A 1,930-nucleotide genomic window follows, 5' to 3' on the forward strand; every position below is an offset into this window, starting at 1 on the left:
AGAATGCACGGGCGCCGGAGCAGGCGCAGGTGCCGGCAGGAAGCGGCACCCGTCGTACCGGATCGCCCGACACTTCCACTATGTGAGGACCACATGACCTACAAGCTACTTGCCGCCATCGCGCTCGCATTGTCGAGCGTGGCGCCCGCCGCCCTGGCGGGTGAATGCGAGGACAACTTCAGCAAGTCCGGCAGCATCTTCTCCGGCACCGATTTCTCCAGCCGCGTCACCGTTCCCGATCTGTCCGTCAAGGATGCGATGGGCCAGGTCCGCGGGATCATGATCGGCGAGAAGATGGACGTGATCACCGAGGATGCTGAAACCGGCACGATGCTGGTGGAACAGCGCTCCACCGGCACGACGCGCGCAATCCCGACCTTGATCGCCATCAGCGGTGAGGGCGGCGCGGCGACGGTGCAGATGACGGTGAAGACCGAGAAGGGCCAGATCGCGAAGGCGGATGCGATGCGTCCGTACATGTGCGAGCTGCTCGCCAAGGTCAAGGGTGGAAAGGAAGGGCGCGCCGCCGCCGCGCAGGGTGCGAAAACCCAGAACAACGCGGACGTGACGGTGAAGGATGTCTATGTGTTCTCACGCGAGATCGCGCGGGAGGCCAAGGGCAACGCGGTCGCCGTGACGGCGCGCCACAAGGGTCGCCACTACGCATTGCGTGGCCGTGTGGATTACGTGCAGGAGGATGGCGAGGATTACAACGTTTCGTTCGAGATCCCGCAGCCCGGTTCCGGGCTGTTGCAGGTGCCTGGCGACAACGAGCCGCGCGTGGGTGTGGCCTGCCTGTTCAAGCCCAACCAGCTGGCCAACGTGCTGACCTTCCGCAAGGGCGACAAGGTGACGTTCAAGGGCCAGTTCCTGCGTTACGACGACTTCAAGCGCGTGCTCTGGCTGCAGAACTGCACGCAGACGCGCTGAAACGCAGATGCCCGAACGAGAAAGGCGCCCGGAAGGGCGCCTTTCTTCTTGGGTCGCGTGGATCAGTTGGCCTGGCGGCGATAAACGCCCACGTTGGTGTAGCGGCGGCCATCGCTCAGGTGCCCGTGCATCCGGATGACCAGGGTGTCGTCATCGACGAGTTCACGCTCCGACCATTGCACTTCCTGGCCGTCATGCCAGGTCGTCGAATAAAGCTGCGTGGGAGACACCGATTCGAAGCTGAGCGCGTCCGCATGCGGCGTGCTGTGGTACGGATACTGCACGCCATCCGCCCGCCCGTCGAAGGCGACGCGATAGCGCTTGCCGTTGGCGCTGAGCCACTCCGATGCGATGGACAGCTTCCCATCCTTCGCGCACGACAGTCGATAGCGCGCGCTGCGCGGCGGGCGCCCGAGCTGGTAGTCGCACTGCTCGGGAAGCAGGTGCCAGGTACCGGCGAACGCGGCGGCGGCATGGGTGGTCATCAGCGCTCCTTGCGCGGGCGGTGATCGAGGGCAACCCCGGGGCCACCATGCTAGCGAGCCCCCCGGGGGCGCCGGCTGCCAACGTCGTCGCAGTTTCGTGCACGGCTGCCAGACGAAAGTCATGCTCGTACCGCGGCGTACGCTTAGTGTGACGAGGAGTGCGACGTATTGCCCAGCATGCGGGGGCGGATGGCGGTTAGGCATCGAGCCATCAGCGGGCACGCGAGCTCAAGGCTTCGATCAGGCCGTCCGTCGTGAGGATCGCGTGTGCGTACGTCGGTGCGTTGATCTCGTGTGCTGCATGCATCGCGGCCGTGCTGGCTGCAGCGGTGGCATCACGGACAAGCGTGACGTGGTACCCGAGTTCGGACGCGAAACGCCCCGTCGTTTCGATGCAGGTGTTCGCGATGAGTCCCACCAGGATCACGTGGGTGATGCGGTGCTGCTTGAGCAGGTAGTCCAGGTCGGTGTTCGCGAACCCGCTGCTGCCCCAGTGCTCCTTGACCATGATGTCG

At 65.0% G+C, this 1,930-nt stretch carries 3 protein-coding genes; 1 reads left to right on the forward strand and 2 read right to left on the reverse strand.

Annotated elements, in window-relative coordinates; translation table 11 throughout:
- Nucleotides 1–930 (forward strand): hypothetical protein (locus VGE27_RS11465; RefSeq protein WP_331049791.1); only part of this gene is annotated, 930 nt, incomplete at its 5' end.
- Nucleotides 931–992: 62 nt separating this feature from the next.
- Here VGE27_RS11465 and VGE27_RS11470 read toward each other — a convergent pair.
- Complete coding sequence (locus VGE27_RS11470) at nucleotides 993–1,415, reverse strand: hypothetical protein (protein ID WP_331049792.1); 423 nt, start codon at nucleotides 1,413–1,415, stop codon at nucleotides 993–995.
- 211 nt (nucleotides 1,416–1,626) lie between these two features.
- Nucleotides 1,627–1,930, reverse strand: a 304-nt coding sequence (locus VGE27_RS11475) for a cysteine hydrolase family protein (protein WP_331049793.1), incomplete at its 5' end; no start/stop codon positions are given.

The organism is Gemmatimonas sp. (assembly GCF_036405635.1).
GTDB lineage: Bacteria > Gemmatimonadota > Gemmatimonadetes > Gemmatimonadales > Gemmatimonadaceae > Gemmatimonas.

Bases quoted from the DNA above. Each gene is read 5' to 3' on its own strand.
- VGE27_RS11470 (WP_331049792.1), bottom strand. From the start codon at position 1,415: ATGACCACCCATGCCGCCGCCGCGTTCGCCGGTACCTGGCACCTGCTT.